Below are 25,183 nucleotides of genomic sequence, written 5' to 3'. Positions count from 1 at the left end.
TTCAGCGCCAGGGTTCTCCCGGCTTGCAGTAGTCCGGGACCTGCTGCGGGTCCCAGGAACCGGAGATGATGTTGCCCTCCCGGTCGACGTAGCACGCGCTCAGATCCGAGCGCGTGTCACCGAGCGACCTGCCCTCGGCGTCGTAGGCCTTGAGCGACTCGCTGCCGTCGCGCTCCCTCGGGTGGTCCCAGTCGGCCGGCTGCAGGATCCTGGCGACGAAGGTGCCGTCCTTGATCTCGGCCTCGACGGTCCGGCCGAAGTACGTCCAGGTCATCCGCTTGACCTGCGAGTCGACCCGCCCGGCCACGGTCTGGCTGCCCGGCCGCCCGGCGCGGTCCCCGCTCATCTGGTGCTGGAAGTCCACCGAGAAGTGCCCGTTGAGCCACCGCGTGTCGAACCCCTTCCGGCTCGGCAGGTACTGGTTCGAGTAGTAGCTGCCCGGCGTGCTCAGATCGCACGTCAGCGCGTCGGTCGGCGTGTAGAGCAGCGCGAACGTCCCCGCGGCGTCCTGGTGGTAGCGGTGCAGCACCGGCCGGTCGGGGGTCCGCGCCGCCTTCCAGCAGCCTTCCTCGACGTCCTTCACCCGCTGCGCGTCCAAACCGGAGATCGTCGGCCGGGAGGACCAGTAGCCGCTGATCGGCTGATCGGGCCGCACGAGCATCACGGCGGTGACCACCGCGGCGAGCGCGGTCGCCGTCGTCGCGAACCGCATCCCGCGGCGGCGCCGGACGACGGTGCGTTCCAGCTCGGCACGGATCCGGAGGTGACGGCCGGGAGGCAGGTCGCGCTCCGGCGGAAGCGTGGTGGTCATCGGTCCTCCCCGGTGTGCACGAGCACGTGCTGCTGCTGGAGCTTCGCCTTCGCCTTGCTGACCCGTGCTCGCACGCTCACCGCGGCGATCCCGAAAACAATGGCCGCGTCCTCGTACGACACCCCGGCCCACACACAGAGGGCGAGCGCCTCACGTTCGTTGCGCGGCAACTTCTCCACGGCCTTGAGCAGTTCCTTCATCCGTTGCTGGTCATCGAGCCGTTCGGCGACCATGTCCGCGTGGTCGGGCACCGCGCGTTCCTCGTCGAGCCGTCGCAGGTTCTTCAGCCGCCGGCTCAGCGACCGCTGCTCGTTGCGCACGACGTTGGTCGCCACCGTGAGCAGCCACGGCAGCGCGGACTCCCGTTCGAGCCGCACCACCTGGCCCTTCTTGCGCCAGGCCAGCAGGAACGTCGCCTGCAGGTGGTCCTCCGCCTCGGCCCACGACGCCGTGAGCCGGAAGCAGTGGTTGTAGACCGCCTTCGCGTGCCGGTCGAACAGCACCCCGAAGGCGTGCGCGCTGCCCCCGACGGCCTGCGACCACAACGAGCGGTCGTCTTCCGTTGTCATGTCCGTTGGTGTCCGCCCGCCCCAGAAGTGTTGGCACCAGTTTCACGCGCCGATCACTGACGTCCCGGAGCGTGGCACATCCGGGGGCGCCAGCGCCGTCTCACCACGTGAACACCCTTGGCCGGAGCGCCGCCGGATGTCAGAGTCGGGGCATGTCCCAGGCCTCCGTGCTCAGCACGCGCCGCCACGTCGACCTCCGTCGGCAGGCGAGCGCGATCTGTGCGGTGCCCGCCTTCGCCTGACCGGAGATCAGACGAACCCCTGCGAGAAGGGGAGGGACCGCGTGAGCCGCACCGCCGCCACGTGCTCAGGTCCGTGCTGGACCACGGGCCCGTCGCGCGCAGCACCATCGCCCGCCTGACCGGGCTGAGTGCCGCGACCGTCACGAAGCAGTTGCGTGCCAAGGAGTTTCTGACCACGCGCTCGACACGGCAGTGCACGTCGAGTCGCACTCGAGAGCGCTCGCGCGGGCCGAGCAGCTCTTCGGGGCTGACCCCAGAGCCCGCACCAGCCCGCGTCCGGCCAGTTCAGCGCGCTACCCGTGTGACGGGTGCCCGTAGAGCCCCACGCCGGCGTACTCCAGCGTCGTGAGGAACGTGGTCGAGGCCAGGTAGGAGGCCTCGACCAGTTCCGCGGTGTGCGAGAAGTCCAGCGGCGTCACGGCCTGCACCGGCGGGCCCGGCAGGTACAGCACCGGCGCGCTCCGCGAGGCCAGCTCCACCTCCAGCACGGCCTGGTTGCGCATGCCCAGCGTCGCCCAGAACAGCAACGTCTCGGCGAGTGTCTCCGGCACCGTCGGCAGGTGCCCGGGGAACGCGCAGTCCAGCACCACCAACGACTTCGCGCCCATCGCGAGCGCTTGGCGGATCGGCACGTTCGCGAGCACACCGCCGTCGTAGAGCACCTGGTCGCCGATGCGCACCGGCGGGTAGACGCCCGGGATCGCCGCGCTGGCGAGGATCGCGGGGATCAGCTCGCCCTCGGTGATGTTCACGGCCTCACCGGTCACGCCGTTCACCGACACCGCGCCGAACGGCAGCGTCAGGTCCGAGAAGGACGTGCTGCCGTCCAACCCTTCGGCCAGCACGTGCGCCAGGCCGGTGTTCGGGAAGAGGTAGGTCTTGTTGGTGCGCAACGACCTCAGCTGCGCGATCGGCCCGCCGGGGAACACCCGCTGCCGCGTCATGCCCTCCCACAGCACGGCGAGCCGTTCGAAGGCCTTGTCCGGGTCCAGAGCGAGCAACGAGCCGTTGACCGAGCCGACCGACGTGCCGACGACCAGATCGGGCGTCACGCCGTGCTCCCGCAACGCGCGCAGCATGCCGACCTGCGCGGCTCCGAGGCTCCCACCGCCCCCGAGCACGAACCCGACTGGTCCTGGCAGTTCGATCGTCACGTCCGGTGATCCTAAAGCGAGACAACGGAAAGGGCTGATTTCACTCTACGCTGAAGCCACTGAGTGGACGAGCAACGGGATCGCCAGCTCCGCCGAGGTCCGCGAGCCGTGGAACCCGGTCAGCCCGCTCAGCCCCGGCTCCGCCTGGCTGCGCACCAGCACGTGCGCGTCCTTCATGGCCACCACGACGTCCCCGATGCGGTCGATCGCGAGCGGGCTGACCGGCCCGAACCACCCGGCGTCCACGGCTTCCGCACGGGTCAGCACGTCGGCCCGGTCGCCGAGGAACTCCCGCCACACGGACAGCACCTCGTCGCTCTGGACGTGCAGGTACCGCACCCGAGGCTCACCGGCGATCACCCGGACCCCCTGCCACAGCAGCGGTTCGGTGTCGAAGTCGATCCGCTCGCCCGCGGTGACCATGCCGTGGTCCGCCGTGACGGCGAGCAGCGAGCCGGACGGCAGGCGCGAGGCGATCCGGGCTGCCAGCGAGTCCACGAACTCCAGCTGCAGCAACCACTCCTCGGAGCCCGGCCCGTAGATGTGCCCGATCGTGTCGAGGTCGGCGTGGTAGGCGTAGCAGAACGACCGGTCCTGCCGGACCGCCGCCACCGCGCCCAGCGCCAGGTCGCCGAACCCGGCGGTGCCGCGGAACCACGAGCCGCGCAGCACCGCCCTCGTCAGCCCGGACGACCGGTGCGGCATCGGCGCGACCGCGCTGACCGCGACCCCGGCCGCCGCCGCGCGTTCGAACAGCGTCGGGTGCGGCTGCACGACCTCGGGCACGAGCGCCTTGCGCAGGTCGTGCTGGTGGTCGCCGGCGCGCGTCCAGGTCAGCGAGTTGAGCACCTCGTCGCCGACCGCGAACGTGTAGCCGACGATGCCGTGCTCACCGGACCGCAGCCCGGTGCCGATCGAGGCGAGGCTCGTGGCCGTCGAGGACGGGAAGCCCGCGGAGATGTGCCGGTCGGACAACCCGGACAGGAACGGCGCGTGCGAGGCGTGAGCGCGCAGCAGCTCGTGGCCCAGACCGTCGACGAGCAGCAGGACGACACGCCGGGCCGGTGGCAGGCCGAGCGTGTTGTCGGCACCCGGCACGTCCAGGCCCGACAGCAGTGAGGGGACGACCTCGGCGATGGTCATGAAGGACACCGTGCCACGTCGAATCGGACAACGGGCAGAATGGCGCGCTGTGACAACGCTCATCCACCAGAAGATCGCTGACGAGCTCGGCGTGGCCGCAGGCCAGGTCGGCTCTGCTGTCGAACTGCTCGACGGTGGCGCGACCGTCCCGTTCGTCGCCCGCTACCGCAAGGAGGCGACCGGCGGTCTCGACGACGCCCAGCTGCGCACGCTCGAGGAACGCCTCGGCTACCTGCGCGAACTGGAAGAGCGCCGCGCGGCCGTCATCAACTCCATCCGCGAGCAGGGCAAGCTGAACGACGCCCTCGAAGCCCAGATCCTCGCCGCCGACTCCAAGGCGCGGCTCGAGGACCTCTACCTGCCGTACAAGCAGAAGCGCCGCACGAAGGCCCAGATCGCCAAGGAGGCCGGTCTCGAACCGCTGGCCGACGCACTTCTGGGTGATCCTGGCCTGAACCCCCAGGAGGAGGCCGCCAAGTTCGTCGACCCGGCCAAGGAGGTCGCGGACGCCGCGGCCGCCCTGCAGGGCGCGCGGGCCATCCTGGTCGAGCGCTTCGGCGAGGACGGCGACCTGATCGGCGAGCTGCGCGAGCAGATGTGGACGCGCGGCCGGGTCGTCTCCAAGGTCCGCGAGGGCAAGGAGACCGACGGGGCCAAGTTCTCCGACTACTTCGAGTTCGACGAGCCGTTCGCGAAGCTGCCGTCGCACCGCATCCTGGCGCTGTTCCGCGGCGAGAAGGAGGAGGTCCTCGACCTCGTCCTGGAGCCGGAGGAGCCGCGTGAGGAGGGTCCCTCGACGTTCGAGGTGCGCATCGCGTCGCGCTTCGGCATCGACGACCGGGGCCGTCCGGGCGACAAGTGGCTCACCGACACCGTCCGCTGGGCGTGGCGCACGCGGATCCTCGTGCACCTCGGCATCGACCTGCGCGGCCGGCTGCGGAGCTTCGCCGAGGACGAGGCCGTGAAGGTGTTCGCCTCGAACCTGCGCGACCTGCTGCTGGCCGCCCCGGCCGGCACGCGCGCCACGATGGGCCTCGACCCCGGCTACCGCACCGGCGTGAAGGTCGCGATCGTCGACGCCACCGGCAAGGTCGTCTCGCACGGCGTCATCCAGCCGCACGTGCCCGCGAACCGCTGGGACGAGTCGATCGCGAAGCTCGCCGCGTGGTCCAAGCAGCACGACGTCGACCTGATCGCGATCGGCAACGGCACGGCGTCGCGCGAGACCGACAAGCTGGCCGCCGACCTGATCAAGCGCCACCCCGAGCTCAACCTCACCAAGATCGTGGTGTCGGAGGCGGGCGCGTCGGTGTACTCGGCGTCGGCCTACGCGTCGTCCGAACTGCCGGGCCTCGACGTGTCGATCCGCGGCGCCGTCTCGATCGCGCGCCGCCTGCAGGACCCGCTGGCCGAGCTGGTGAAGATCGACCCGAAGTCCATCGGCGTCGGTCAGTACCAGCACGACCTGGCGGAGTCGAAGCTGTCGCGGTCGCTCGACGCGGTGGTCGAGGACTGCGTGAACGCGGTCGGCGTCGACCTCAACACCGCGTCCGTGCCGCTGCTCAGCCGCGTCTCCGGCATCACCGCCGGTCTCGCGGAGAACATCGTGCTGCACCGCGACTCCAACGGCCCGTTCAGGTCCCGCAAGGCGCTGATGAACGTCGCGCGCCTGGGCCCGAAGGCGTTCGAGCAGTGCGCGGGCTTCCTCAAGATCCGCGGCGGCGACGAGCCGCTCGACGCCTCCTCGGTGCACCCCGAGGCGTACCCGGTCGTGCGCCGGATCCAGGAGGCCGCCGGTGCCGAGCTGATCGGCAACACGGCGGTGCTGACGAAGGTGCGGCCCGAGCAGTTCGTGGACGAGCAGTTCGGTCTGCCGACCGTCACGGACATCCTGCGCGAACTGGAGAAGCCCGGCCGCGACCCGCGCCCGGCGTTCAAGACGGCGACCTTCGCCGACGGCGTCGAGAAGATCGCCGATCTCCAGCCCGGCATGGTGCTGGAGGGCGTCGTGACGAACGTGGCCGCGTTCGGCGCGTTCGTCGACATCGGCGTGCACCAGGACGGTCTCGTGCACATCTCGGCCCTGTCCAACACCTACGTGAAGGACCCGCGCGACGTCGTGAAGTCCGGTGACGTGGTGCGGGTGAAGGTGCTGGAGGTCGACGAGGCCCGCAAGCGCATCGGCCTGACGCTGCGCCTGACCGACGAGCCGGGCAAGCCCGCTCCGAAGCAGCAGGGCGGTGGCGGCGGTGGCCGTGACCGCGGTGGCCGCCCGCAGCAGCGTGGCGGGCAGCAGCGCGGTGGCCAGCAGCGCGCCGCGGCGGCGCCCGCGAGCGGCTCGATGGCGGACGCGCTCCGCAAGGCCGGTTTCGGCAAGTAGGACGGAAAATGCCCCTCCCGCGTGCGGGAGGGGCATTTCTCGTTCGGTGGCTACTTGGCCCTGGTGCCCTTGGCCTTCACGAGCTCGGACTCGAACAGCTCCTCCACGGTCGTGAGACCGCCGGGCACCTTCGAGTCGACCTTGGTGATGTACGACTGCGTGGCGGACGGCCTGCCCACGAGCGAGTAGTGCAACGCGCTGGTCAGGCCCTGGGTGTCCAGGCCGTTGGTGCTGTGGAACGCGTCCAGCACGCCGTCGCGCGTGAGGTCGCCGTTCTGGCACGCCTTCTCGATGACCGAGAGGAACACCTTCGCGACGGTGTAGCCGTGGTCGACGTAGATCGCGGGCTTGTCGTTCGGGTAGTACTTGTTGAACGCGGCCGCCACCTCGCGCGGGCCGGGCTGGCTGCCGGTGAACGGCGCCACGGACGTCACCACGGACACCTGCTTCTCCACGGCCGGGCCGACCGGCGAGTCGAGGATCGCGGTGTCGAAGCCGACCACGTTGACCATGAACGGCACCTCCCACTTCAGCGCCGCGGCCACACCGACGGCGGCGGCGGTCTGGGCGGGGGTGGTGCTGAGCACGACGGCCTTGGCACCCGCGGCCTTCAGGGCGGCGATCTGCTGCGAGAGGTCGGCGGCGGTCTCGCTGATCGGCTGCTCGACGATCTTCATGTTCCACTGCGTGCCGACGAACCGGCTGCCCTCGACGGCGTTGTCGCCGTAGCTGCCCTTGGCGTAGACGTGGCCGACGGTGTCGCCGTCCTTGATCACGCCCTTGCGCTTGTAGTGGTCGAGCCCGTTGATGACGTCGAGGTCGTACGTGGTGCCGACGATCATCATGTGCGGGTTGCCGAGCAGCGACGCGGCCCACGAGGCGGGCGCGGTCAGCGTGCGGGTCTGCATGATGTCGGGCTCGATCGCCGCGGTCATGGGCGTGCCCGCGAGCTCCAGCAGGCCGAGGACCTGGGGCTCCAGGTCGAAGTACGCGTCGAGCGCCTTCTGCACGTCGTACGCGTGGTCCTTCTGCTTGAGCTCGATCCTGCGCCCGCAGATGCCGCCGCGGTCGTTGACCTGCTTCAGGTAGAGCTCGTAGCCCTTCATGCGGGTGAGCGCGGAGGCTTTGAACGGACCCGTCATGTCGGTGAGGATGCCGAGCGAGATCGTGTCGTCGGTAACGCCCGGCCCGGTCTTGACCTGGGCCTTCTCGGTCTCGGCACCGCAGCCGGCCGCGAGGACGGCGAGCGCCAAGGCTGCGGTGGGCAGTACACGGCGGAGGGGCATGCAGCAGTCCTTGTCCAAATGATCTCGGCATACTAAGCGGTAGCTCAGTATTGAGCGGGGATCCAGTTAATGGCCCCTTATGTGCTACGGAACACAGACTCGTAAGGTTCATGTGACTACCGCTCGACTACGGAGTGTGCTAGCTCTTCGGTGCCGAACGAAATGAGATACGCGTGACCGGTCACATCATGGGGTAGCCACAGATGTGAAAATCGTCGTCACAGGTGGGTCCGGGAACGTCGGCACCGCGCTGCGCCGCCATCTGCCGTTCGAGGACGCCCAAGTGGACGTGCGCGGACTGTCATCACTGCGGGACGCCTTCCGGGGCGCTGATGTCGTCATACATCTGGCCTGGGCCATCAAGCCCACGAACACCGGCACCAACATCGACGGTTCCGAGCACGTTCTCACCGCGTGCGTGAAGGAACAGGTCGGCCACCTGGTCGTCGCCTCCTCGGTCGCGGCCTACGGCCCGGCGCCGCGCTGGTCGAGGGTCGACGAGTCGTGGGCGCTGACGGGCATCGCGGACAACACCTACAGCGCGCACAAGGTGCGGCTCGAGGAGATGCTCAGCCGCTATCCGCTGCCGCACAGCGTGATCCGGCCGTGCGGCATCGGGCAGGCCTCCGCCGCCGCGCAGATCCGCCGCTGGCTGCTCAGCCCGTTGCTGCCGCCGAAGCTGTTGCCGTACCTGCCGATCCCGTTGTGGAACGACCTGCGCCTGCAGCTCGTGCACTCCGACGACGTGGCGCGCGCGATCGTGGAGATCGTGCGCCGCAAGGCGTTCGGCGCCTTCAACCTCGCCTCGGAACCGGTGCTGACCGCGCCGATGATCGCCGACCGGGTGGGCGCCGCCCGGTTGCCGGTGCCGTACCCGGTGATCGAGAGGCTCGCGGGGGCGACGGCGAAGCTCGGCCTGCAGCCCCTGACCCCCGAATGGGTCCGGATGGCCGATCAGGCGCCTCTCGTGCGCACCACACGAGCACGGGAACAACTGGAATGGTGGCCCGAACACGACGCGCGTGATGTGCTGCGTGAGGTAATCACTGCAATGGGAGGGCGTGCGTGAACGAGGTTGACGCGGTCGTCATCGGCTCCGGCCCGAACGGGCTGGTCGCCGCGACCCTGCTGGCGGACGCGGGCTGGGACGTGCTCGTGCTGGAGCAGCGCGACACACCCGGTGGGGCCGTGACATCGGCCGAGATGACCGCTCCCGGCTTCACGAACGACGTCTACAGCGCGTTCTACCCCCTCGGTCTCGGCTCGCCCGTCATCGGCGCGTTGAACCTCGACGTGGAGTGGCTGCACGCACCTGCCGTGCTCGCCCACGTGCTGCCGGACGACCGTGTCGCGCTGCTCTCCCGTGACGTCGACGTCACCGCGAAGTCCGTGAGCGCGTTCGCCCACTCCGACGCCGACGCCTGGCAGGCGGAGTACGCGCGCTGGCGGCAGGTCCGCGACGGGGTGCTGGACGGGTTGCTGCGCCCGTTCCCGCCCGTGCGCGGTGGGTTCTCGTTGCTGCGCACGCTCGGTCTCGGGGAGACGCTGCGGCTGACGCGGCTGCTGACCCAGCCCGTGCGCCGGCTCGGCGAGGAGCTGTTCGCCGGTGAGGGCGCCAGGGTGTTGCTGGCGGGCAACACGATGCACTCCGACCTCGGCCCGGACCAGGCCGGTGGCGCGGGCTTCGGCTGGCTGCTCGCGATGCTCGCCCAGGACGTCGGCAACCCCGTGCCCCGCGGTGGCGCGGGCGAGCTGACCGCGTCCCTGGTCCGCCGGTTCGGTGGCCGCGTCGAGACCGGCGCTCGCGTCACCGACGTGCTGCACGCGCGCGGTGTCGCCGTGGGTGTGCGTCTGGCCGATGGTTCCGTTGTGCGCGCACGCCGTGCCGTTCTGGCCGACGTGCCCGCACCGAGGCTGTACCTGGACCTGATCGGCGGCGACGCCCTGCCCGCGAAGCTCGCGGAGGACCTGAAGAGGTTCCAGTGGGACGGCGACACGATCAAGGTCGACTGGGCGCTGTCCGGGCCGATCCCGTGGGCCAACCCCGAGGCGTCCCAGGCGGGCACCGTCCACCTCGGCGGCGACGTCAACGGCCTGGCGAACGTCGCGCACGAGTTGGCGTGCGGCAAGGTGCCGCGCAACCCGTTCATGATCCTGGGCCAGATGACGACGAGCGACCCGTCGCGCTCCCCCGCCGGCACCGAGGCCGCCTGGGCCTACACGCACGTGCCGCTGGGCGGGAGCTGGACGCCGGACCGGCTCAAGCGCCGCGCCGACCGCCTGGAGCTGATGATCGAGGAACGCGCGCCGGGCTTCCGCTCCCGCATCGTCGGGCGCTCCGTGCTCGGCCCGGATGAGATCGGCTCGGTCAACGGCGGCACGGCGGCGATCCACCAGCAGCTCATCTTCCGGCCCGTGCCCGGTCTCGGCCGCGCGGACACCCCGTTCGACCGGCTCTACCTCACGGGTTCGTCGGCGTGGCCGGGCGGCGGTGTGCACGGCGCGGCGGGTGCGAACGCGGCACGGGCGGCGCTCGCGCGGTGGGGTGCGGCCGGCGAGGTCTACAAGACGGTGGTCCAGGGCCTGCACAAAGCGATCTACTGAGTGCGGGCGAGCCTGCGGGTGCGGGACGCCCGCAGGTAGCCCATCACCAGCGCTTCCAGGTCGGGATGCGTTGTCTCCCAACCAGGAGGCACCGTCCCGCGCACCAGCGCCGTGGTCTGGCGGGACGTGCGCGAGGAGTCGACCACGCCGTCCACGTCCAGCTCCAGACCGGCGGGCCCGACCACGACGTGGTGCTCGGCCAGGACGTCGTCGATCTCGCCCGACACCTGCACGCGGCCCTCGTCGAGCAGCAGCAGGTGGTCGCAGACGTCACCGAGGTCGGTGAGCAGGTGCGAGGACAGCAGGACCGTCGTGCCGCGTTCGGCGACCTCGGTCATGACGATCCGCAGCGTTTCGTCGCGTGCCAGCGGATCCAGGTCGGACAGCGGTTCGTCGAGCAGCAGCACCTTCGGCAACCGCCCCAGCGCCAGCGCGATCGCGACCTGTGTGCGCGCACCGGCGGACAACGTGCGCACCTTCGCGTCCTTGGCCACTCCCGCAAGCAGGTCCAGCACCTCGTCCGCGCGCTCCGCCGACCACCGGTCGTTCATCGCCGCACCCGCCCGCATCAGCTCACGGACGGTGAACTGGTCGTAGAGCGGCCTTTTCTGGGTCAGCAGCGACACGTCGGGGTGCATCCGGCCGCGCACTGCCGTGCCGTGCACGGTGATCTCACCCGCGGTGGGCCTCGCGAGCCCGGCGATCAGCGACAGCAGCGTGCTCTTGCCCGCGCCGTTCGGTCCGACCAGCCCGGTCACGCTGCCCTCCGGCAACGTGAACGAGCACCCGTCGAGGGCTTTCGTTCGCCCGAAGTGCTTCGCGACGTCGCGAGCCTGCACGGGACTGGTGTTCATCGTGCTCCCACGTCCACAGTGGACATCAGTAGTGCGTGCCCCGCACGTCGGTGTAGATCGCGTCGACCTCGTCCGCCGAGAGCCCCTCGTCCACCGCGCGGTCCATCCACCGCTCCAGGTCCTGCCGCAGCGGCGCGTCCGCCTTGGCCGCGTCGGTGGCGAGCGAGGCCGTGACGAACGTGCCCATGCCCCGCCGGCCCTCCACCAGCCCTTCGTGCTCGAGCTCCCGGTACGCCTTGAGCACGGTGTTGGGGTTGACCCTGGTGGCCTCCACGACCTCCCGTGCCGTCGGCAGCTTGTCGCCGGGTCCGAGCAGCCCCATCCTCATGGCCTGCTTGACCTGTGCGGCGATCTGGAGATAGGTGGACACCCCGGAGTGCCGATCGATGCGAAACTCGATCACGCCGCTCAGCATAGGTGCCCATCCGTCCACTCCCGGTCACACCTGCCTGCGCACGGCCCACACCGTGCCCAGCACGAACAGCACCGCGAACCCCGCGAAGACCGACGCCTCCAGCAGGTGCAGCGTCGTCGCCTGCTCGACCGGGATGACGTCGGTGAACCGCTGCGCGAGGCCGTTCTCCCGGTAGCAGACCTCGAAGTCCGTGATCCCCTGCGCGTCGTTCCTGCCGGCGCAGTTCATCATCGGCGTCGGGTCCGCGACCACCGCGCCCCTGGCGTCGAGGAACCCCGACTCCACCACCAGCGGGCCGCGCTCGACGGGCGAGCGGCCGTCCAGGTCGTCCGAGAGCACCCTGGTCGGCGTGATCATGAACTCCCGCACCCCGGAGAGCGCGATCCGCGCCGCGATGAACAGGCCGAGCGTCAGCGTCATCGCGACGAGCGTCCGCTTGAACAGCGCGCCCGCGACCATGCCGAGCGTGTAGGCGAAGAGCGTGTACGCGACCGGCGAGACGCCCTGGGCGTCGAAGGTCGTGAAGTAGAACGGACCCGTCGCCAGCGGACCGAGATCCCCGGCCACGTCGAGCCAGCTGTGCACTACGAACTGATAGACGAGCACCACGACCAGTGCGGGCAGCGCGGCGACGGCGAACTTGGCCGCCATCCAGCGCGTCCGGCTGACCGACTGCGTGAACGCCAAGGCGTGCGTGCCCTGCTCGTACTCCCGTGCGAACAACGGCGCGCCGACGAACACCCCGATCAGCGCGGGCGCCGCGAGCACCGTGCCCTGGGCGGCGTGCAACCGGTCGAACCAGACGTCCTGGAACTCGTCGGCGGCCTTGCCCCCGCAGCCGTCGAAGATCTTCTCCACGCAGGCCTCGAGGTTGCCCGCGCGGAGGTCCCCGGCCATTCCCGCCCGCCACATCAGGATGACGGCGACGCTGACGACCAGACCGGCGACGAGCGTGATGAACACGGGCCGTTGCTGGCGCCACACGATCCACGTCATGCCGCCACCCCCATGCGCATGTGGGCGAGCGCGAGCTGACTGAGCGTCCGGTGCTCCGGGTACGCGCGCAGCAGTTCGCTCACGTCCCCCGCCAGCCGCACGCGCCCCTCGGTCAGCAGCACGAGGTGGTCGCACACGTCCTCCAGCTCCGCCAGCACGTGCGACGACAGCAGCACCGTGATGCCCTGCGTCCGGCACTCCCGCACCAGCGTCCGCAACACCGTCTCCCGTGCCAGCGGGTCGAGGTCGGCGAGCGGTTCGTCCAGCATCAGCAACCGCGGCCGCTTCCCCAGTGCCAGCGCGAGCGCGACCCGCGTCCGCTGACCACCCGACAGCGTCCCCACCCTGGCCGCGAACGGCACCTGCGCCTTCTCGACCAGCTCCTCCGCATACGCCTGGTCCCAGCCCGGGTTGGCGTTGCGGCCGTACCGCAGCGTCTCAGTGACCGTGAACTGCGGGTACAGCGGCTTGGCCTGCGTCAGGAACGCCACCGACCGGTGCATCCCACCACCGCTCGGCTCGTCGCCGAACACGGAGATCCGGCCCGTCGTGGGCCGCAGCAGTCCGGTGATCATGCCCATCAGCGTGCTCTTGCCCGCGCCGTTCGGCCCGACGAGCGCGACGATGCGCCCCGCCGGGACCTCGAGCGTGCAGTCGCGCAACGCCCAGCCCCGCGAGTACCTCTTCCCCAGCTCCTCCGCCAGGACCGGCGGGTGCTCCCTCTGACTCATGGGAGCAACCGTACCACCCTTTCACTAGTTACCTAGTGAAAGGGTGTAGCCCGCCCTTTGGCCAGCGCGTTCAGGCGTTGCAGTGTCTCCTTGTTGCGCGGGGTCAGCAGCACGTCCTGCACGACCTTCGGCATGAGGGTCGACGGCCCGCGCACCACCCGCTCGGCCATCCGCACCTCGGTGAGCGACTCGGAGCGCGGGTGCAGGGTGAAGGTGATCCGGGCGGCCCCGGCCGGCCACAGGCGTGCGTCCAGCTCCAGCAGCCGGTTCGGCTCGCAGCGGACCACCCCGGTGGTGTCCTCGATGACCAGCGGCCACGGCCCCACGCTGTGGTGGATCCGCGTCTCCGGCTCTGGCCACCCCTTGTCCACGTCGCGGATGTGCGACGCGCCCACCACCCAGCCCGCGTAGGACCAGCCGTCGGCGAGTACCGCCCACACGGCGTCCACTGGTGCTTCGACGTTCAGCGAAACCTCGGCCATACCGAGGAGGTACCCCGTGCGCTACGACGCAATCCGGCGCGTGCGGCGGCTTTCCGCCCTGCGCTGCAGGTGGTCGGCCGTCAACTCCAGTTCGTACGCGCGCAGGGCCTGGTAACGCGGCGAGACGCGGAGCGCGAACGTCCCGCTGAGCCGTTCGATCGCCGACGCCGAGCGGTCGAGCCGCCTCCTCGCCGCGTCCAGGCCACCGGCTCGCAGCATGCGCAGGCAGTTCTCGGCCTCGCAGTTGTACGAGCGGAGCATCAGCGCCGACCAGTCCTCGACGAGCCTGCGCCCGGTCGCGTCCGATCCGTTGCAGGTGACCTGCCCGCCACCCTCGATCGCCGCGCCGGTCTTGATCAGGGTCTTCATCTCGTCGTGGACGAGGTCCAGCTGCGCCTGGTGGTCCACGGTGGCGCCGGTGCGGAACACACCTGCCCGTTGCAGGGTCAGTTCGTCCTTCAACGGCCGCAGTTCGGCGCGAGCGTTCGAGATCCGGTGCCGCAGCGCTACGAGTTCGGCACCGGCCCGGTCGACCTCCTCCAGCACGTCGGTCCGCGCTGACCGGGCGTCACCGATCCGGGAGAGGAGGTCCTGCAGACCTTCCACGGCCCGCTCCAGCTCAGCGATCCGGCGGTCCTTGCGACCGAGCATGCTTCCCTCCCCGATCCGCGACGAAAGGCCCATGACCGTTCCATCGCAAGGAGGAATCCGTCGTTATCCACGACGCTATGCACTCACTCCATCGAGTGATCCGACGAAACGAACGAACCCTTCGGGGTCCTCGCTCGTGGCGGACTGCTGCAGGACCACGCTGGTGGCGCCCGCCGCGGCGACCCGCGCGACCAGGTCCGTGACGAACGCGCGGTCCCGCGAGTCCGTCTCCACGTAGACGATCACGGGGTGCTCGCGGGTGGCGCTGATGGCCCGGACGCGGTCCAGGTCGGCCGACGCGTCGAGGATCGTGCCGTCGCCGACCTCACCCGCGAGGTCGAGGGTCTTCGTGCCGAGCCCGCCCACGTAGATCGGCATCGGTGCGGCCGGCGGCCAGTCCAGCGCCACGCCGCTCAGCTTCACGTACCGGCCCTCGACGGTGACGCGCTCGCCGGCCAGCAGTGCCTTCAACGCCTCGGTGTACTCGCGCAGCAACGTCAGCGGCGACGAGACCCGAGCGCCGACCTGGCCCATCCAGTCCTGCACGCCGTGCCCGACGCCGATCGAGACGCGGCCGGGGAACAACCGGTCGAGCGTCGCGGCCTCCATCGCCGTCAGGGCGACGTTGCGCAACGGCACCGGCAGCAGGCCGACGCCGACCTTCAGCCGCGAGGTCCAGGCGAGGGCCGCGGAGGCGCAGGCGATGCCGCTCTCCAGGAAGCAGTCCTCCCACAGCCACAACGAGTCCACACCGGACTCCTCGGCCGCGAGGACGACGGAACGCAGGTTCTCGGGAGGGAGCTGGGGCCGGTAGACAGCGCCGAGTGAGGTCACCCGTCCACTACTACCGGCCTCACCTCAGTTGAGCAACCGCCTCAGCAGCCGCAGTTGTGGTACGTGACGTCCCAGTGGTTCGACTCGAGGTAGTAGATGTTGCCCGCGTTCGACTTCCACTTGTTGCCACCGATGGACGAGAAGCTGCCCTTGATGTAGTTCGTGACGCAGCTGGACAGCCGGTAGTCCACCTTGTACCCGTTCCAGTGCGAGTACGTGCCCGACGCGTGGCCGGTCTCCGTGCCGCCGGTGATCATCAGCGCACAGCCCGACGCGCTCTTGAACGTCTTGGCACCCGCGATGGTCGTCTGGTTGATCTGCTCGAACGACGTGCAGTTCGGCTTGGTGCGGTCACTGCACCCACCGCTCGACGTCCAGCCGATGCCGGCCGCGCGCAGCTGCGCGGTCGCCTGCGAGTGCGTGTACTTGGCCGGGGCCGCCGACGCGACGGACGCGCCCATGATCAGAGCGGCGAACATCGCGACCACGGCGGCGATCGTGCGAACGAACATGTGCTCTCTCTCCTTATGCCCAAGGTGCGGCGGAAGTTAAGGAGCAGCGGTAAAGGAAGGCCTAAACCGGCCTTAGGCCGATCTTTGGCGCCTCAGTGGACAGTTCCGGTCATCACCAACGGCAAGTCGATCGGAGCAACAACAATGCGCATTCGCCACGCCGTCGCGGCGACCGCGATCTCGCTCGGGCTCCTGGGGGGTCTGAGCGGGATCGCCCAGGCCGCCCCGGAGGGTCCTGCCGAGCAGGAGACCGCCATCTCGCAGGTCCAGGCGGCGGCCGGGTACGGCGGCTCCATCAGCCGTACCGAGGTCATCAAGCGCGCCAAGGACTGGTGGGACCGCAAGGTCCCGTACAGCCAGTCCGCCTACGCGTGGGACATCAACAAGGGCAAGAAGTACCGCACGGACTGCTCCGGCTTCGTGTCCATGACGTGGAAGCTCACGACGAGCCGCAACACGGGCAACCTGGACGAGGTCGCCACCAAGATCTCGTGGGCGAACCTCAAGCCGGGCGACATGATCCTGCGCAACGGCCACGTGAAGCTGTTCGAGAAGTGGGCCAACTCGGCGAAGACGTCGGCGTGGATCTACGAAGAGGGCAGCACGTCGACGGACATGGACCACGAGACCGTGACCATCTCCTCGCTCAAGAGCGGTGGCTACGCCCCGTGGAAGTACAAGAAGATCACCGGCTGAGTGCGGGCGGGGCCCATTGAGCCGGCCACTGGTGCACCTCTTCCCTCTCTCTGGTGCCCAGTCGGGTGAACAGGCCGGCGGCCTCGCGCCAGGAGCGGTCCGCGTCTTCGACGTCCCCCAGACGGGCGTGGACCGCTCCCAGGTCACGAAGACTCCTGGCCCGCCACAACGGCAGGCTCAGGTCGTTCCACACCGGCATCAGGTCGGTCAGCACGGTCCGCGCGCCGGCGAGGTCGCCCGCCGCGAGCCGCCACTCCCCCAGCGTGCGGCGCACGAGGGCCTCGCCGAACCGGTCGCCGACGTCCCGGCACCCGTCGAGCGCCTGGTGGATCAGGCGTTCGGAAGGTTCGAGAACTCCCTTGCGCAGCAACACCTTCGCCCACGCCTGGGCGGTGTAGCAGGCGAGCAGCTCGTCGCCGGTGCCCGCGACCATCTCGTGGGCGCGCCGGACGTGGTCCTCGGCGAGGTCGAGCTCACCGCGGGCGCGGTGGACGAGCCCGATCCCGCGGGCCGCCAGCGCCTCACCCCGCCTGCTGCGGGCCCGCCGGTAGACCGTCTCCGCGAGGCGCAGCGTCTCGAACGCGCCCTCGTCGTCGCCGAGTTCCCGTTTGATGGAGCCGATCCCGTACAGCGCGTGCGCCTCGCCCTCGGGGTCGTTGGACTCCAGCAGCTCACGGGCCCGGCCCAGCGCCTCCAGCGCGCACGGGTACTGGCCCAGGTCACGGCACACCATGCCGATGCCGTTCATCGCGACGGCCTCGCCGCGCTGGTCGCCCAGGTTCACGAACAACGTCTGCGCGGTGTCGAACCACGACCGCGCCTGCGCGAGGTTGTCGCGCTTGTAGTGCATCTGACCGAGGCTGCACCGCAGCACCGCCTCCAGCCGCACGTCCCCGGTCCTCCACACGGCCTCCAGCGCCGCCGTGTGTGTTCGTTCCCAGGCCTCGTAACGGTTCCTGAGCCCGAACCACGCGAACACCAGCACCTCGGCCAGCTGGCACGCGATCTCGGTGAGGTCCAGCTCGGCCGCGCGTTCCACGAGTCTCGTCAGCAACGACTCCTCGCGCGCGAACCAGGCGTCCTTGTCGGTCGGGCGCGTCGCCGACGTGACGACACCCAGCGAGTCCTGCATGCGCGGCACGGCGAGGAAGAGCTGTTCGGTCAGTCCGTCCACAGTGGACAGCGCGGCGACCACGGCTCTGCGGACGACGTTCTCGCGGTCCGGCCGCTCGTCCTCGGCCTCGGCGCGTTCACGGGCGTGCAGCCGCACCAGCTCGTGCATCCGGTACCGCGCGCTGCCGATGACGTCGAGCAGCCGCGCGTCGACGAGCTGGTCGAGCACGTCCTCGTCGAGCAGGTGCGCCCACACGAAGCTCGGCACCTCGGGCAGCCCGAGGAACCCGAACATCCGGTACGCGCGGCGGGCGTTCTCGTCGAGCGCCCGGTAGCCCAGCTCCAGGCCGGCGCGCACCGCGAGGTCGTCCGCGACCAGCTCGTCGAGCCGGGACCGTTCGTCGGACAGGCGGCGCACCAGCTTCGACACCGGCCAGTGCGCCCGCCCGGCCAGTCGCGCGCCGGTGATCCGCACCGCGAGCGGCAGGTACCCGCACAACCGCGCGACCTCCCGCGCCTGGTCAGGTTCCGCGGCCACCCGGTCGTCACCGAGGATGCGCCCCAGCAGCGTCACGGCCTCGTCGCCGCTCAGCACGTCGAGGGGGATTCGGCGCACGCCCTCGAGCCCGCACAGCCTGCTGCGGCTGGTGATCAGCGTCAGGCACCCGGGACTGCCCGGCAGCAGCGGCCTGACCTGCGAGACGCTCGTGACGCCGTCCAGCACGATCACCACGCGCCGCCCGCCGACCGTCGCCCGCCAGAGCGCCGCGCGTTCCTCGGCGGACTCGGGGATGCGTTCGCTGGGCACGTCCATCGCGCGCAGCAACGCGTCCAGCGCCCCGGACGGCGAGTGCAGGTCGACGAACAGCTGCCCGTCCGGGTAGCGGTCGGCGAGCCGGTGGGCCGCGTGCACCGCGAGCGCCGACTTGCCGACACCCGCCGGTCCCTCGACCCACCACACACCGCCGTCGCTGTCGAGCAGCCGCGAGAGCTCGCGGTCACGCCCGGTGAAGTCGCCCGCGTCGCGCGGCAGGTAGTTGCGGCGGCTGTCCCGCGAGCCCTCCAGCACGTCCCGGTAGAGCTGCTGGAGCTGCTCGCCGGGCTCGACCCCGAGCTCGTCGACGAGCACCTTGCGGGTCTCGCGGAACACCCGCATGGCGTCCGCCCGGCGCCCCGCCCGCGCCAGTGCCGTCATGAGCTGCCCGCGCAGCCGTTCGGCCAGCGGGTACTCGGCGACGAACGTGCCGAGCCGGTCGATCAGCTCGGCGTGCCGGCCGAGCGCCAGTTCGGCGTCGACCCACGCCTCGGCGGCCGCGAGCCGTTGCACGTCGAGCGTCTGCGCGAACACCACCGGCGTGCCGCGCCAGAGCTGCAGCGCCCTGTTCAACGTGGCGGCCTTGACCTTGAGGTCGGCCTCGTCTCCCGCGCCGCTCACGAGCCTGCGGAACGCGTGCAGGTCGACGGTCTCGGGGTCGGCGTTGAGCACGTACCCCGCCGCCCGGTGCTCGACGGGCAGCCCGGCCCGGCGCAGGCTGGAGATGTGCACCTGCAGCGACTTGCGCGCCTGCGGCGGCGGCTCCTCACCCCAGATCAGGTCGATGAGCCGTTCGACGGGCACGATCTTCCCGCATTCCACGGCCAAGACAGCTAGGATCTGCGCGGGCTTCGGCGGCACCGAAGGTTCGACCGGCCCGAGAATCCTGACCTCCACTGTGCCCCCACCAGTGTTGAACATTCACCCAGTTCTGCACGGCATTGCCGAATGCTGACGCAATCCGGCTCACGGGGGTTCCACTTCAGGGTGAATGCACTCGAACGGACGCAAATCCGGGGGCAACCAGACCAGGGGTCACTACGTCCAGCCCACTTTCAGTGGGCATGAATGTGAACTTTTGTTCCGTTTCTACAGGCTGGCTTTGAGTCGCCCGAACTCCTCGGCCAACGCCGGCAACTGCCAGTGCGCGTTCAGCCCGCTCGGATTGGGCAGGATCCACAACCTGGCCCCGCCCACGGTGTCGTGCTGTGGCCCTACCTGCGCTTTCTTGCGCCCGAAGGCGGCACGGTACACCGTGACCCCGAGTATCGCGAGAACCTTCGGTGAATACCTCTCGACCTTTTCCGAGAGGTCGATCGCACCTTGCCGCATCTCGTCAATTGTTAATTCGTCGGCGCGGGCACTGGGCCGGGCGACCACGTTCGTGATGCCCAGCCCCAGTTCGAGCAGCTTCTCCTGCTCCGCGGGCGCGAACTGGGACGGCGTGAAACCGGACAAATGAAGAGCGGGCCAGAACCGGTTTCCCGGCCGGGCGAAGTGATGGCCGGTGGCCTCCGACACGAGGCCGGGGTTGATACCGCAGAACAGCACGTCCAGCCCAGGCCTGATCACGTCGTGAATCACGCCGCCAAGACTACGAGGTGGTCGCCGGCACGCGCGGGCGTGGCGTCCACATCGTGTAGCCGGCGCGGCGGGCGTCCTCCGGCGAGTGGAAGAACGCGTCGCCCTTCATGCGCTTGTAGTACGGCGACTCCGGGGTGTGGAACATCATCGTGCGCGAGTTCGCCTTGATCGCGGGCGCGGCGGCGACCGGCTCCGCCATGATCGACAGAGGGGCCGCGTCCACGACGGCCGAGGACTCGCGGGCGCGCATCGTCAGCCAGGTCAGCAGGACGCCGGCGAGGAACGCGCCCGCGCACAGCAGGAACATCTGGAAGAAGAACCCGAACACCGAACAGCTCCTAGCCCGTAGTCGTGAAGTCCTCGTCGACGCGCAGCCCGGGGGCGGCCGTGCGCAGGGCGTCGCTGAGCGAGCCCGCGCGCTCCGGGTCCGCGACGCGCGCCGACGCGGTCAGGTGTCCCCCGTGGACGACACCGGTGAAGTCGGTGACACCCCGGTCGAGCACCGCACCGAGCAACCGCGCCGCCGTGGCGGACGAGACGGGCAGGCGTGCACCCGTGCCGGGGGTGATCAGGTCGGTGATCCGGTGGGCGGCGCTCAGCGCGCGCACGGCGTCCACGACCTCCTGGCGTTCGCGCGCGGACCCGGCGGTGCCCGCCAGCACGATCTCCGACGACCGCACCGCGAACACCAGCTGACCGGGCGGCACGGCGGGTGCGGGGTGCGCCGCCAGCCCCACGGAGGCGAGCGTGGCCGGCACGACGATTGCGCCGACGACAACGCGTTGCAGCAACTGCACGCGCTTGGACTATCCCATCGGGCCGATCGGGTGCCACCACCTCGACCGGAACCCGCAGGACACCCCGCCGAGATTCACTCGTTGGTGGACACCACGACCGGCTCACCGCCGGCCACCAGGCGCCAGTCCGCGCCGGCGAACGTGGCGGGGTCCAGCACGCCCGCGGCCTTGACCCAGTCGATCAGCAGCTGCCGGATCTCCTGCTGCTGGTTGTGCAGCACGGGCGCGGCGGCGATGTGCGGGAAGTCGCCGCCGCCCGCCTGCCGGTAGTTGTTCACGGCCACGGCGAACTCGAACGAGTCCGGCACCTCCACGCCCCCGAAGCGCAGGTCCGCGATCCGCGAGCCGACCGGCCGCGAGATGTCGATGTCGTAGGTCAGCGGCGCGGTCAGCCCGTAGGCGATGTCGAAGTTGTAGTCCGGCACGTCGGCCGACACGTCCGCGGCCGCCACCGGACCGGCGGGCACCTGCCGGAAGTACCGCGCCGACTCCTCCAGGAGGTCGCGCACCTGCCCGGCGGTCATCCGCACGCCCACCAGCGTGTTGTCGAAGATGTAGAGCCCGGCGACGTCCCGGATGGACACCTCGCCGGCCGGGATCGCCGCGGCCCGGTTGAAGGGCGCGCACAGCGAGAGCACCGGCAGCGAGGTGGACTTCGCGACCTCCAGCGCCTGCACGTGGTTGATGAACCTCAGCGCGGGCGTGTCCTCGAACCGCGAGCGCGCGGCCGACATCGCGGACGCGCACGTCCCGACCCGCGCGTTGACGTACGACACGACCCGCTCGTGGTCGTGCCGCAGCAGCCGCACGATCCGCGGGTCCTCCCGCACCGAGGCCGACGACAGCACGGACGACCGCGCGCCGGCCAGTTCCCAGTGCTCGTCGTGGCGCAGGTCGAACTCCATCACCGAGAGGCGCTTGCCCCAGTACAGCGGCTCGGTCAGCAGCACCGGCCGCCCGGTCACCTTGTTCGTCACGAACCTCGACGGGATCTCCACGTGCGCGTGCCCGACCAGGATCGCGTCGATCCCCGGCACGGTCTCCGCCAGCAGTTCGGCGCAGTTCTCCGGGAACGGCACCTGGTCGCCCAGCGACGACGACAGGTCGGCCCCGGAGTGCGCCACCACGATCACCAGGTCGGACTTGCGCCGGATCTCCGGCACCCAGTGCAGCGCCTGCTCCACGAGCCCGGGGAACGTCAGCACGCCGTCGACGTGGGCGCGGTCCCACACGGCGATGCCGGGGTTCGTCAGCCCGAGGACGCCGACCCGCAACGGCGCCCCGCCCGTGCGCCACAGCGTCTTCACCACGTACGGCGGGAACGCGGGCAGCCCGGTGCCGACGTCGAGCGCGTTCGCCGCCAGCAACGGGAAGTCCAGCTGCCGCTCGAACGTCCGCAGCACGGCCAGCCCGTAGTTGAACTCGTGGTTCCCCAGGGCGGCGGCGTTGTAGCCGATCGCGTTCATCGCGGCGGCCATCGGGTGCACGTGCGCACCACGCGTGATCGGCTCGACCTTGGCGTAGTAGTACGCGAGCGGTGTGCCCTGGATGGTGTCACCGGCGTCGAGCAGCAACGTCCGATGCCGCCCCACGGCCGAACGCACGTCGTTCACCAAGGTCGAGATCTTGGCGAGCCCGACGTCGTTGTGCGCATAGTCGTCGAACTCTCGGTTGAGGTAGTAGTCCCAGTTGAACAGGTTGCCGTGCAGGTCCGTCGACCCCATCACAGTCAGTGTGAACGTGCGCACGCTCACCTCCGGTTGTGGTCGGGCTGATCACCCGACCATAACCGCTCACACTTGACCCCAAATCACCTCGTGGGAGGGGCCTGCCCGGCGCGCTGGCCGCGCTGACCGGGTTCGACGACGCTCGACGCGACGGACTTGCCGTCTTCTGTGGTGGCGATCACCGTCACGGTGTCCCCCTTCTCGACACCTTCGGCCACAGTGCCGGCGTCGACCACGTACGTCTTGGTGTAGCCGTCGGTGGACTTCACCTCGACGGACGTGTCGCTGATCGCGGTGACCTCACCGGTCTGGAACTCACCGTGGGTCGTGGTGCCGGTCCCCAGCCCGAAGGCTCGCATGCCGCCCTGGCCGTCCGGAGGCGTGCCTCCCATGCCGCCAGGGCCCATACCGGCGTTCTGCTGGCCCGTGCCGCTCGCGGCGTAGATCGCGACGCCTCCGGCACCGGCGATCGCGACGGCGATGGCCACGGCGGCCACCGTCTTCCTCGCGGTCCACGAGGGGCGTGCCGCTTGCTCGGCGGGCTGAGGTGCGCCCCACTCCGGGGGCTGTTGTTCGGTCATGACGACCACCGTGGCGGCCCCGCCTGTGCCGGACCTGTGTGCGCCGTAGGCCTGAGCTGTGCGCATCGCTCACAGCTGGTACACAGGATCCGCGTTCACGATGGGAGCCATGCGCGCGATGAAGACCGAACTCCGCAGGCCGGACGGGCAGCCGGTGCGGGTGCTCGTCGTGGACGACGAGTCCACTCTGGCCGAGCTGATGTCGATGGCGCTGCGCATGGAGAAGTGGGACGTGCGCACGGCGCTGGACGGCACGACGGCGGTGCGGACCGCGCGGGAGTTCCGCCCGGACGTGGTGGTGCTCGACGTGATGCTGCCCGACTTCGACGGTTTCGAGGTGCTGCGCCGGATGCGGGCCGAGGCGCCGATCCTGCCGGTGCTGTTCCTGACGGCGAAGGACGCGGTGGAGGACCGCATCGCCGGGCTCACCGCGGGCGGCGACGACTACGTCACCAAACCGTTCTCGCTGGAGGAGGTCGTGCTGCGGCTGCGCGCACTGCTGCGGCGCACCGGTGTGACCGACGCGGACGCGGGCACGAGGCTGGTCGTCGGCGACCTGTCGCTGAACGAGGAGACCCGCGAGGTCGAACGCTCCGGCACCTCGATCGACCTGACCGCGACGGAGTTCGAGCTGCTGCGCTACCTGATGCGCAACCCGAAGCGCGTGCTGAGCAAGGCCCAGATCCTGGACCGCGTGTGGAGCTACGACTTCGGCGGCCAGGCCAACATCGTCGAGCTCTACATCTCGTACCTGCGCAAGAAGATCGACGCCGGGCGCACCCCGATGATCCACACGATGCGAGGCGCCGGATATGTCCTCAAGCCTGCGACCTAGAACCCTGCGGGCCCAGCTGGTCTCGGGCCAGATCGTCCTGCTGACGGCGCTCTGCCTGGTGATCGGCGGGGTCTCGGTGCTCGCGCTGCACGCGTTCCTGGTCAAGAACCTCGACCACGAGGTCACGACGTTCCGCCCGCCGCCGCTCGGCCAGCGCTACGGGCCGCCCGGCATCAACGCGCGGATCCTCCCCGACGGCAGCATCCGCGGCTTCATCGAGGTGCCGGGCTCGGAGGAGCCGCGCTCGCTCACCGCCGACGAGATCAAGGTGCTGGCGGCCGCGCCCTCGGCCCCGCACACGGTCGACCTGGGTGAGGCCGGCGAGTTCCGCGTCGTCACCATCCAGCGCGAGATCAAGGGCATGTCGATGCGGCCCGTCACCGACATCGTGTGGCAGATGGTCTGGATCCTCGCCGCGCTGATCGCGGCGGGTGCCGCGGTGGTGGCGCTGGCGGGCCGGGTGATCGTGCGCAGGGCGCTGGTGCCGCTGGACAGGGTCGCGGAGACGGCGACGCGCGTCGCCGGGCTGCCGTTGCACGAGGGCGAGGTGGCGCTCGCCGAACGCGTGCCGGAGGAGGACACCGATCCGGCAACGGAGGTCGGCAAGGTCGGCCTGGCGCTCAACAGGATGCTCGGCCACGTCGACCAAGCCCTGAAAGCCAGGCACGACAGCGAGACCAGGGTCCGCCAGTTCGTCGCCGACGCCTCGCACGAGCTGCGCACCCCTCTCGCCGCCATCCGCGGCTACGCCGAGCTGACCCGCCGCACCGGCGCGGACCTGCCGCCCGAGGTCACCCACGCGATGGGCCGGGTCGAGTCCGAGGCCGTGCGGATGACGTCGCTGGTCGAGGACCTGCTGCTGCTGGCCCGCCTCGACGCCGGCAGACCGTTGGAGAGCAAGGACGTGGACCTGTCGAGGCTCGTGCTGGACGTGGTCGGCGACGCCCGGATCGCGGGCCCGGAGCACAGCTGGAAGCTCGCGCTGCCGGAAGACCCCGTGACGGTTCCCGGTGACATACAGCGACTCCACCAGGTCATCGGCAACCTGCTGTCCAACGCGCGTGCCCACACCCCGCCGGGCACCACCGTGACCACCGGGCTGTCCGTCCACAACGGACGCGTCGACCTGAGCGTCACCGACGACGGCCCCGGCGTCCCGGAGGGTCTGGAGGTCTTCGAACGGTTCGCGCGCGGCGACTCCTCGCGTTCGCGGGCCGCGGGCAGCACCGGCCTTGGCCTGTCGATCGTGGCCGCCGTGGTCGGCGCGCACGACGGCGAGGTGTCCGTCGCGAGCAGGCCCGGCCACACCACGTTCACCGTCTCACTGCACACAGGTCGTTCACAGCAAGGGCACACGACCCACCCAGGCTAG

At 70.3% G+C, this 25,183-nt stretch carries 26 protein-coding genes; 7 read left to right on the top strand and 19 right to left on the bottom strand.

What is annotated here, in order from left to right:
- Position 1: 1 nt before the first annotated feature.
- The gene (locus tag IEY88_RS15900) at positions 2-811 is read right to left on the bottom strand and encodes a hypothetical protein (RefSeq protein ID WP_189155542.1); all 810 of its coding nucleotides are present in this window, start codon (positions 809-811) and stop codon (positions 2-4) included.
- The gene (locus IEY88_RS15895; RefSeq protein ID WP_189155541.1) at positions 808-1,380 is read right to left on the bottom strand and encodes an RNA polymerase sigma factor; all 573 of its coding nucleotides are present in this window, start codon (positions 1,378-1,380) and stop codon (positions 808-810) included. Before IEY88_RS15895 ends, IEY88_RS15900 begins: the two co-directional genes overlap by 4 nt.
- Before the next feature lie 152 nt (positions 1,381-1,532).
- Between IEY88_RS15895 and IEY88_RS45490 the strand changes: the two genes are divergently transcribed.
- Positions 1,533-1,622 carry a putative leader peptide gene (locus IEY88_RS45490; protein WP_322789012.1) on the top strand — a complete coding sequence of 30 codons (90 nt, stop codon included), beginning with the start codon at positions 1,533-1,535 and terminating at the stop codon, positions 1,620-1,622.
- A 293-nt stretch (positions 1,623-1,915) separates the two neighbouring features.
- Here the strand turns inward: IEY88_RS45490 and IEY88_RS15890 are convergent, their stop codons facing one another.
- Positions 1,916-2,776 carry a patatin-like phospholipase family protein gene (locus tag IEY88_RS15890; protein ID WP_229693426.1) on the bottom strand — a complete coding sequence of 287 codons (861 nt, stop codon included), beginning with the start codon at positions 2,774-2,776 and terminating at the stop codon, positions 1,916-1,918.
- 45 nt (positions 2,777-2,821) lie between these two features.
- On the bottom strand, positions 2,822-3,919 hold the full coding sequence (locus IEY88_RS15885; protein WP_189155540.1) for an alkaline phosphatase family protein: 1,098 nt from the start codon (positions 3,917-3,919) through the stop codon (positions 2,822-2,824).
- Positions 3,920-3,968: 49 nt separating this feature from the next.
- Here IEY88_RS15885 and IEY88_RS15880 point away from each other — a divergent pair, with 49 nt between their 5' ends.
- On the top strand, positions 3,969-6,299 hold the full coding sequence (locus IEY88_RS15880) for a Tex family protein (RefSeq protein ID WP_229693425.1): 2,331 nt from the start codon (positions 3,969-3,971) through the stop codon (positions 6,297-6,299).
- A gap of 50 nt (positions 6,300-6,349) precedes the next feature.
- Here the strand turns inward: IEY88_RS15880 and IEY88_RS15875 are convergent, their stop codons facing one another.
- A complete protein-coding gene (locus tag IEY88_RS15875; RefSeq protein ID WP_189155538.1) occupies positions 6,350-7,585 on the bottom strand; it encodes an ABC transporter substrate-binding protein in 1,236 nt (411 codons plus the stop codon).
- Between the two features lie 205 nt (positions 7,586-7,790).
- Between IEY88_RS15875 and IEY88_RS15870 the strand changes: the two genes are divergently transcribed.
- Both IEY88_RS15870 and IEY88_RS15865 read left to right on the top strand, forming a co-directional pair.
- Positions 7,791-8,654: an NAD-dependent epimerase/dehydratase family protein gene (locus IEY88_RS15870; RefSeq protein WP_189155537.1), complete on the top strand. Its 864-nt coding sequence runs from the start codon at positions 7,791-7,793 to the stop codon at positions 8,652-8,654.
- Positions 8,651-10,189: a phytoene desaturase family protein gene (locus tag IEY88_RS15865; RefSeq protein ID WP_189155536.1), complete on the top strand. Its 1,539-nt coding sequence runs from the start codon at positions 8,651-8,653 to the stop codon at positions 10,187-10,189. Before IEY88_RS15870 ends, IEY88_RS15865 begins: the two co-directional genes overlap by 4 nt.
- On the opposite strand, the gene IEY88_RS15860 is transcribed toward IEY88_RS15865, so the two are convergent.
- From IEY88_RS15860 to IEY88_RS15825, 8 genes are all read right to left on the bottom strand, one after another.
- Positions 10,183-11,043, bottom strand: a complete 861-nt coding sequence (locus IEY88_RS15860; protein ID WP_189155535.1) for an ABC transporter ATP-binding protein — start codon at positions 11,041-11,043, stop codon at positions 10,183-10,185. The two genes, IEY88_RS15865 and IEY88_RS15860, sit on opposite strands and share 7 nt — an antisense overlap.
- 25 nt (positions 11,044-11,068) lie before the next feature.
- A complete protein-coding gene (locus tag IEY88_RS15855; RefSeq protein WP_229693424.1) occupies positions 11,069-11,446 on the bottom strand; it encodes a GntR family transcriptional regulator in 378 nt (125 codons plus the stop codon).
- A gap of 36 nt (positions 11,447-11,482) precedes the next feature.
- Complete coding sequence (locus tag IEY88_RS15850; protein WP_189155533.1) at positions 11,483-12,454, bottom strand: ABC transporter permease; 972 nt, start codon at positions 12,452-12,454, stop codon at positions 11,483-11,485.
- Entirely contained in the window at positions 12,451-13,185 is a 735-nt protein-coding gene (locus IEY88_RS15845; protein WP_189155532.1) for an ABC transporter ATP-binding protein, read from the bottom strand. The genes IEY88_RS15850 and IEY88_RS15845 overlap by 4 nt, the downstream gene beginning before the upstream one ends.
- Before the next feature lie 32 nt (positions 13,186-13,217).
- Complete coding sequence (locus IEY88_RS15840) at positions 13,218-13,667, bottom strand: SRPBCC family protein (RefSeq protein ID WP_189155531.1); 450 nt, start codon at positions 13,665-13,667, stop codon at positions 13,218-13,220.
- Between the two features lie 21 nt (positions 13,668-13,688).
- Positions 13,689-14,318 carry an SNIPE associated domain-containing protein gene (locus IEY88_RS15835; RefSeq protein WP_189155530.1) on the bottom strand — a complete coding sequence of 210 codons (630 nt, stop codon included), beginning with the start codon at positions 14,316-14,318 and terminating at the stop codon, positions 13,689-13,691.
- Between the two features lie 75 nt (positions 14,319-14,393).
- On the bottom strand, positions 14,394-15,152 hold the full coding sequence (locus tag IEY88_RS15830) for an LLM class flavin-dependent oxidoreductase (RefSeq protein ID WP_189155529.1): 759 nt from the start codon (positions 15,150-15,152) through the stop codon (positions 14,394-14,396).
- Between the two features lie 41 nt (positions 15,153-15,193).
- A complete protein-coding gene (locus IEY88_RS15825) occupies positions 15,194-15,664 on the bottom strand; it encodes a hypothetical protein (RefSeq protein ID WP_189155528.1) in 471 nt (156 codons plus the stop codon).
- 144 nt (positions 15,665-15,808) lie between these two features.
- Between IEY88_RS15825 and IEY88_RS15820 the strand changes: the two genes are divergently transcribed.
- Positions 15,809-16,360 (top strand): NlpC/P60 family protein, encoded by a 552-nt coding sequence (locus tag IEY88_RS15820; RefSeq protein WP_189155527.1) that lies wholly within the window; start codon positions 15,809-15,811, stop codon positions 16,358-16,360.
- On the opposite strand, the gene IEY88_RS15815 is transcribed toward IEY88_RS15820, so the two are convergent.
- From IEY88_RS15815 to IEY88_RS15790, 6 genes are all read right to left on the bottom strand, one after another.
- A complete protein-coding gene (locus IEY88_RS15815; protein WP_268241239.1) occupies positions 16,350-19,208 on the bottom strand; it encodes an AfsR/SARP family transcriptional regulator in 2,859 nt (952 codons plus the stop codon). The genes IEY88_RS15820 and IEY88_RS15815 overlap by 11 nt on opposite strands.
- A gap of 168 nt (positions 19,209-19,376) precedes the next feature.
- Positions 19,377-19,871 carry a G/U mismatch-specific DNA glycosylase gene (gene mug, locus IEY88_RS15810; RefSeq protein WP_229693423.1) on the bottom strand — a complete coding sequence of 165 codons (495 nt, stop codon included), beginning with the start codon at positions 19,869-19,871 and terminating at the stop codon, positions 19,377-19,379.
- A 10-nt stretch (positions 19,872-19,881) separates the two neighbouring features.
- Complete coding sequence (locus IEY88_RS15805) at positions 19,882-20,199, bottom strand: sunset domain-containing protein (RefSeq protein ID WP_189155525.1); 318 nt, start codon at positions 20,197-20,199, stop codon at positions 19,882-19,884.
- A gap of 10 nt (positions 20,200-20,209) precedes the next feature.
- Positions 20,210-20,668: a hypothetical protein gene (locus tag IEY88_RS15800; protein WP_189155524.1), complete on the bottom strand. Its 459-nt coding sequence runs from the start codon at positions 20,666-20,668 to the stop codon at positions 20,210-20,212.
- Positions 20,669-20,742: 74 nt separating this feature from the next.
- Positions 20,743-22,392: a bifunctional metallophosphatase/5'-nucleotidase gene (locus IEY88_RS15795; RefSeq protein ID WP_189155523.1), complete on the bottom strand. Its 1,650-nt coding sequence runs from the start codon at positions 22,390-22,392 to the stop codon at positions 20,743-20,745.
- Between the two features lie 86 nt (positions 22,393-22,478).
- Positions 22,479-22,976, bottom strand: a complete 498-nt coding sequence (locus IEY88_RS15790; protein WP_189155522.1) for a hypothetical protein — start codon at positions 22,974-22,976, stop codon at positions 22,479-22,481.
- Between the two features lie 109 nt (positions 22,977-23,085).
- Between IEY88_RS15790 and IEY88_RS15785 the strand changes: the two genes are divergently transcribed.
- On the top strand, positions 23,086-23,811 hold the full coding sequence (locus IEY88_RS15785; RefSeq protein ID WP_308425985.1) for a response regulator transcription factor: 726 nt from the start codon (positions 23,086-23,088) through the stop codon (positions 23,809-23,811).
- Complete coding sequence (locus tag IEY88_RS15780; RefSeq protein WP_189155521.1) at positions 23,789-25,183, top strand: sensor histidine kinase; 1,395 nt, start codon at positions 23,789-23,791, stop codon at positions 25,181-25,183. Before IEY88_RS15785 ends, IEY88_RS15780 begins: the two co-directional genes overlap by 23 nt.

The sequence above is a fragment of the Lentzea pudingi genome, from assembly GCF_014646255.1.
Classification (GTDB): Bacteria; Actinomycetota; Actinomycetes; order Mycobacteriales; family Pseudonocardiaceae; genus Lentzea; species Lentzea pudingi.
This window is presented reverse-complemented; position numbering and strand designations above follow the sequence as displayed.